This is a genomic window from Mesorhizobium sp. P3_A9 (genome assembly GCF_056402975.1).
Map to the genome: position 1 here is coordinate 1 of NZ_JBFUGJ010000331.1, position 6,425 is coordinate 6,425.

Sequence of the window (6,425 nt, forward strand, 5' to 3'; positions counted from 1 at the left end):
CTTTCTCCCCGTTCTACGGGGAGAAATGCCCGGCAGGGCAATGAGGGGCGGCGCTGACCTTTTGGAGGCTAGCGGCAAGCTACCAATGGCATCGAATTGGGGCTCAATCGCCAACGCTGGCGCCGCCCCTCATCCGCCCTTCGGCGTTCGTCGTTCGAAAAGCCAAGCAGTTGGCTTTTCGTCTGCTGCGCAGACCACTCCTCACCTCCCCGTGAAACGGGGAGAAGGAAAAGRTGCTCAATACTTCTCCGGCACGTAAAGCTCGCGCGGCAGCGTCTGGCGCTCGTATTCGGGATTGAAGACGCGTTCCGGCAGCGTGATCTCCTCGTGCGGCACCTCTTCATACGGCATCTGCTTGAGCAGGTGATCGATGCAGTTCAGCCGCGCCCGCTTCTTGTCGTTGCCCTCGACGATGAACCATGGCGCTTCGGGAATGTTGGTGCGGGCGAAGGTCTCTTCCTTGGCCTTGGTGTATTGCTCCCAGCGCACGCGCGACTGCAGGTCCATGGGCGACAGCTTCCACTGCTTCATCGGATCGTGGATGCGCATCAGGAAGCGCATCTGCTGTTCCTCATCGGTGATCGAGAACCAGTATTTCACCACAGTGATGCCCGAGCGCACCAGCATGCGCTCGAACTCCGGCACGTCGCGGAAAAATTCCTCGACCTGACCGCCATCGGCAAAACCCATCACCCGTTCGACGCCGGAGCGGTTGTACCAGGAGCGGTCGAACAGCACGATCTCGCCGCCAGCCGGCAGATGCGGCACATAGCGCTGGAAATACCATTGCGATTTCTCGCGCTCGGTCGGCGCCGGCAGCGCCACGACGCGGCAGATGCGCGGATTGAGSCKYTSSGTGATGCGCTTGATGACRCCGCCCTTGCCGGCSGMRTCGCGGCCCTCGAAAATCACCACCAGCTTCTTCTTGTGGTAGGCGACCCAGGACTGCAGCTTGATCAATTCGGACTGCAAGCTGATCAGGTCGCGAAAATATTGCATGCGATCGATCGAAGGCGGATGCGCGTTCTTGTAGATCTTGGCGATCTCCATCGACAGCGCCGGCTCCGACATCTCGAGCTCATAATCTTCGTCGAGCGTGTCGGCGAGTTCGGCTTCGAGCCAGTCCTTGGCGGGAGAATTCTGTCTCAGCTCGGTCATATCGGTCGCTCCGCTTGCAAGCCTGTCGGTTCATGTCCGGCACCCCAAACTGCTGGCCCGCGGCCTGGAATGGAAACACCTTAGCCGAATTCAATATAGGCCGGCAGTGACGGTTTTATTGCAGCCCGAGCGCGATTACCGTCACTGCCAATCCCGCGAGGCATGATCGATCCGCCGTCCTGGCATGGCGACAAGCCGACCAAATTGTCCTACAAATCCCCGGTCGCATTCCGGGCTGCCCTTTGGCGGCGCCCCAATTCAACACAATCGCGAGGACTGACATGGAATACCGTACTCTCGGCCGTTCCGGCCTGAAGGTTTCGACACTCACCCTTGGCACCATGACTTTCGGTGGCACCGGGCCATTCGCCGCGGTCGGCAACAGCGATCTTACCGAAGCCAAACGGATGATCGACACGTGCATCGACGCCGGCATCAACCTCATCGACACCGCCAATGTCTATTCGAACGGCCTGTCGGAAGAGATCATCGGCGAAGCGCTCGGCGGCAAGCGCAAGAACGATGTGCTGATCGCCTCCAAGGCGCGGATGCGGATCGGCAGCGGGCCGAACGACGAAGGCCTGTCGCGCCACCATCTGATCCGCGAATGCGAAAAGAGCCTGAAGCGGCTGAAGACCGACGTCATCGACATCTATTTCGTCCACCAGTGGGACGGCCTTACCCCGGTCGAGGAAACGGTCGCCGCGCTCGACACTTTGGTCAGCCAGGGCAAGGTGCGCTATATCGGCTGCTCCAACTGGTCCGGCTGGCAAGTGATGAAGGCGCTCGGGATCAGCGACAGCCGTCACCAGCAACGCTTCGTCACCCAGCAGATCCACTACACGCTGGARGCSCGCGARGCCGAATACGARCTGCTGCCGATTTCGGTCGACCAGGGGCTGGGCGTGCTGGTGTGGAGCCCGCTCGCCGGCGGCCTGCTGTCGGGCAAATACCGCCGCGACAGCCCGACCGCGCGGCAGCTGGCCGGCTGGTCCGAGCCGCCGATCCGCGACGAGGACAGGCTGTGGCAGATCGTCGACGTGCTGGTCGAGATCGGCAAGGCCCGCGGTGTGTCCGCGGCGCAAGTGGCGCTTGCCTGGCTGCTCGGCCGCCCCGCCGTCTCCTCGCTGGTGATMGGCGCCCGCAACGATGTCCAGCTCAAGGACAATCTCGCGGCGGCAAGCCTGGAGCTCAGCCCGGAAGAACGCCAGCGCCTCGACGCGGTCAGCCGGCCGCCTTTGCTCTACCCCTATTGGCACCAGCAATTGACGGCGAAGGCTCGCTTTGGTGCTGCCGATCTCGTGATTGACCGAAGCGGCGTATAGGGACAGATTTGACGAGAGGCCGGCGGGTCCAAGCTCGCCGGTCTCCACCTTTTGACGCGCAAATTGCTCATCCCATGATGTAGCGCCAGACGTCCGCGTCAGGTTTGATCTGGCCGCTCAGCACGAAATATTTATAGAGCACCAGAAGCGAGATCGCCTGTTCGGTGTGTTCGTCGTTGAATATCCGGCAATAGCCATTCGCGGCCGCGATGATGCGCTCTGCCTTCGCCGGGTGCCGTTCGAAATAGGCCACATGTTCGGCGAGGTCGGAGAAATCAGCTTCGAGCGGCACATAATGGACATTGGCCTCGAGCTGACGCTCCGCGAACCAAGTCTCGTATGTCGGTGGTGGCATCAGGCAGAGCGACTTCGAGTTCAAGATCCATTTCAGGTTGGTCGCCACGTCATTGCCCTCGAGCGAGACGATGTAGCGATAGCGCTGGTGCTGGCTGATGCTGAGAAAGGGCTTGGCATATTCGGCCGGCGCGTTCGGCTTGTGCGAGCCGGCATCGCAGAATGGCAGGTCGCGCGCCACTTGCAGAAACCGTGTCCTGATCGGATTGTTGAGATCACCGCGCCAGACCACGGCCGGCAGCTTGTCCGCGAAAGAGATGGCGTCGGCCGGCATCTGGAAGTGACGGAACTTGTCGAGCTTCATGATGACCGCGTTCTTGTCGTCATCAAGGATCGGCCGGTCCTTTACGATCGTCGGCACCTTCGGCACATTCTTGACGTCGCCGAATTCGATGTCGATGAGCAATCCGGGATCGAAGTAGCGGGCGAATTCCTTAAGGTCATAATAGTACATGGTCGGCGTGAAGGGCAGCTTGCTGATGCGCATGGCATTGGCGCTTGGCGCGAAACCATCCTGCAGCTTGTTGTAGTAATTCAACCGTCGGCGCGCCGCATCATCGCAAAGCCTGGCCTTTTCGAGGCGAGCGGCCAGCCTGCGGCGGAACAGGGCTTGTGGAACGATATCGCGCGCGGCGTTTCGCGCATAATAGAAAACCTTTGCCGACGTTCGCGCGATTGAGGCCATGATTCACTTGATCAAAACAAACAGGCAGCTCTCAACACGCCGGCGCCCCGCGTTTCCTACATCATTGTGGCGCCGATCTGGCAAGCCCCCTCAGATTTCCGAGGCTGCGCCCGCACTGTCGCTTCAGCTGTTGTGTTTGACGGCTAATGCTCCTAGGCAGGGTCAGAGCCGCAAGGCGATGAAAAGGAGCCGATATGGCGCGAGCACCAAACTACGATCAGGAACGCAAGGAACGCGACCGGCAGAAAGCGGCGAAGAAGGCCGAAAAGCTGGCGGCCAAGGTTGCCGCGCGGGAGCGTTCGCAGCCCGAAAGCGAGACTAAGACCGAAACCGCGGAATGACGGCAAAAGGCCCGCACATGCGGGCCTTGCCTCAATCTGGATTGTCGCCCTGCGTCAGGCGGGCGCTTTGTCGCTGACAAAAACGTCCACTTCACGCGCCGCGGCGATAAAGGCGCGCCTGGCGTTCATGGCGGGCTTGTCGCCGGCCAGCGCGTCGTGGCAGGCCTGCAGCGCTGCGCGATGCTTGGGACTGCGCTTGCCGGGCCAGCTGTTGAGGAGGTAATCGGAAGCCTCGCGCGCCGTGCGCAAGAGCTGAGTGCTTCCCGCCGCGACGGACTTGACGGTCACGGGTGTATCAAATCGGTTGTTTTCCATCGCCGCTCTTACGCCATCRGCRTKCGCGAAGCGAGGCCGAAAGTGCTGTTCGCATCAGACGCAGCCTCTTTTGCCCGGCGGGCCCCTGCCCTGCATAGAGCGCGCTAAGCGGCGACGACGGCAAAGCCCCGGGCACGAAGACCGCGCCGGTCGTTGGCGAGCGACRTCACCAGCCGGTCGCGGCTGCCGACGATATGGGCTGAAAGCCGGCGCGCCGCTTCATCGGCCTCACCAAGGCGCGTTGCCGCCAGAATGGCGYGGTGTTCGGCCCAGGCGCGGCCAAGGGCTGCYTCGTCACGCACCTCCAGCCAGCGGGCGCGCGACAGGCGCGTCATGGCATCGCGCACGGCCCTGAACAGGAATTCGTTGCCCGACAGGCGCGCCAGCTCGATGTGAAAATCCATACCGACGCGATGCCATTCCTCCCGCACAGTGTTTTCGTCGCAGGAATCGAGCATCGCCTCGATGACGTCGATGGCGCTGCTTTCGTGGTGCATGCATGTCAGCCGCAAAGCCGCCACCTCGACCGCTTCGCGATAGACCGCGATCTGCTCGAGTTCGGCGAGGTTGATGGGCGACACCGTCCAGCCGCGGCCATCCCTGCCGACCAGCCCCTCGGTCTCCAGGCGCAGCAATGCTGCCCTGACCGGCGTACGCGAGGCGCCGAAGCGGGCTTCGATCCAGCGCTCGGTCAATTTCTCGCCTGGACCGATCTCGAGCCCCAGGATCATCTCGCGCAACTGTCGTTCGACATTTTGCATCTGCGACATTGCGCTGCCCTTTTCCCAAGCCGCATTGACAGCGCCTGGGTTGGAGTTCATGACGGATACCGGTTTGGTATCCCAAAATGGTATCCGCAACAAGCGCTGATATCGGGCAGGCAGGACATGGCACAGGAAGACACGCAACAGAGCGGCTACAACATCCACTGGCGGCGCAATCTCGCCGTCTGTTTCGCGGGGTCGTTCAGCACGCTCATCGCCATGACCCTGCTGTTGCCCTTCCTGCCGCTCTATGTCGAACAGCTCGGCGCGCAGGGCCACGCGGCGATCGTGCAGTGGTCCGGCATCGCCTATGGCGCCACCTTCTTCGCCGCAGCCCTGGTCGCGCCGCTGTGGGGGCGGCTGGGCGACCGCTACGGCCGCAAGGTGATGCTGGTGCGCGCCAGTTTCGGCATGGCGATCTGCATGTCGCTGACAGGCATGGTCGAGTCGGTCTGGCAACTGGTGCTGCTGCGCCTGCTGATCGGCTTTGCCGGCGGCTATTCCTCGGGTTCGACCATATTGGTGGCCATGCAGACGCCGAAGGACCGCTCCGGCGGGGCGCTGGGCGTCCTGTCGGCAGGCATTACGGCGGGGTCGCTGGTMGGYCCCCTGCTYGGCGGCGYRCTGCCGCCMYTGATCGGCATCCGCACCACCTTCCTTTTGTCGGGTGGCATGATCTTCCTCGCCTTTCTGGCGACGACATTCCTGATCAAGGAGAATCCGCGCCCACAGGCGGCCAAGGCGGCATCAAGCGTGAAGCCGAAGAGCGGCTGGTCGCAGATTCCGGACAAGCGCCCTGTGGTGGCCATGCTGACAACCGGCATGCTGCTCGCCTTCGCCACCATGTCTATCGAGCCGATCATCACCGTCTATGTGCAGCAGCTCATCGAGGATCAGAGCCAGGTGACGATGGTCGCCGGCGTGGTGATGTCTGCGGCAGCCCTTGGCACGATCCTGTCGGCGTCATGGCTGGGCAAGCTCGCTGACCGTGTCGGCCATTGGAACGTCGTCGTTGGGGCGCTGGCCGTCTCGGCCCTGCTGCTCATTCCGCAGGCCTTCGTCACCAATGGCTGGCAACTGATCGGCCTGCGTTTCCTGATGGGCCTGGCGCTCGGCGGCCTGCTGCCTTGCATCACCAGCGTCATCCGCCACAACATCCCGGATGGCGTCGGCGGCAATGTGCTTGGCTTGGCGATCTCGGCGCAATATGTCGGGCAGGTTGCAGGACCATTGACCGGCGGCTTCGTCGGCGGCCATTTTGGCATGCCGGCGGTGTTCCTCGGTACATCTGCCCTGATGGCTGGCGGCGCCGTCTACAACTGGATTGTCCAATCGCGGCGCACACGGCATATGGCGCTGGAAGCGAGTGAACCTTAAGAGGCTCCACATCGCTGCAAGAGGGATCTAGCCGAGATGAATTCCGCCGAACCCAGCCGTATCCTTGTGTTTGCCGGTGGCCTTGTCGGCGCGGCGGGTGTGGCGC

General features: G+C 62.4%; 7 protein-coding genes. 3 read left to right on the forward strand and 4 right to left on the reverse strand.

The genetic code is table 11. From position 1 onward, the window contains the following. Positions 1-237: 237 nt before the first annotated feature. Positions 238-1,158, reverse strand: a complete 921-nt coding sequence (gene ppk2 / locus AC1DX0_RS28815; RefSeq protein WP_477357806.1) for a polyphosphate kinase 2 — start codon at positions 1,156-1,158, stop codon at positions 238-240. A 281-nt stretch (positions 1,159-1,439) separates the two neighbouring features. On the opposite strand from ppk2, the gene AC1DX0_RS28820 reads away from it, so the two are divergent. Beyond that, on the forward strand, positions 1,440-2,483 hold the full coding sequence (locus AC1DX0_RS28820; RefSeq protein WP_477221147.1) for an aldo/keto reductase: 1,044 nt from the start codon (positions 1,440-1,442) through the stop codon (positions 2,481-2,483). A 67-nt stretch (positions 2,484-2,550) separates the two neighbouring features. Here the strand turns inward: AC1DX0_RS28820 and AC1DX0_RS28825 are convergent, their stop codons facing one another. Further along, entirely contained in the window at positions 2,551-3,522 is a 972-nt protein-coding gene (locus tag AC1DX0_RS28825) for a glycosyl transferase family 90 (RefSeq protein WP_477221146.1), read from the reverse strand. A 194-nt stretch (positions 3,523-3,716) separates the two neighbouring features. Here AC1DX0_RS28825 and AC1DX0_RS28830 point away from each other — a divergent pair, with 194 nt between their 5' ends. Continuing rightward, positions 3,717-3,863, forward strand: a complete 147-nt coding sequence (locus tag AC1DX0_RS28830; RefSeq protein ID WP_081850368.1) for a hypothetical protein — start codon at positions 3,717-3,719, stop codon at positions 3,861-3,863. Positions 3,864-3,917: 54 nt separating this feature from the next. On the opposite strand, the gene AC1DX0_RS28835 is transcribed toward AC1DX0_RS28830, so the two are convergent. Then, positions 3,918-4,151, reverse strand: a complete 234-nt coding sequence (locus AC1DX0_RS28835) for a DUF982 domain-containing protein (RefSeq protein WP_244506945.1) — start codon at positions 4,149-4,151, stop codon at positions 3,918-3,920. Positions 4,152-4,282: 131 nt separating this feature from the next. Further along, complete coding sequence (locus AC1DX0_RS28840) at positions 4,283-4,948, reverse strand: GntR family transcriptional regulator (protein ID WP_477357808.1); 666 nt, start codon at positions 4,946-4,948, stop codon at positions 4,283-4,285. Positions 4,949-5,065: 117 nt separating this feature from the next. On the opposite strand from AC1DX0_RS28840, the gene AC1DX0_RS28845 reads away from it, so the two are divergent. After that, entirely contained in the window at positions 5,066-6,319 is a 1,254-nt protein-coding gene (locus AC1DX0_RS28845; protein WP_477357811.1) for an MFS transporter, read from the forward strand. The last annotated feature ends 106 nt before the right edge of the window (positions 6,320-6,425 follow it).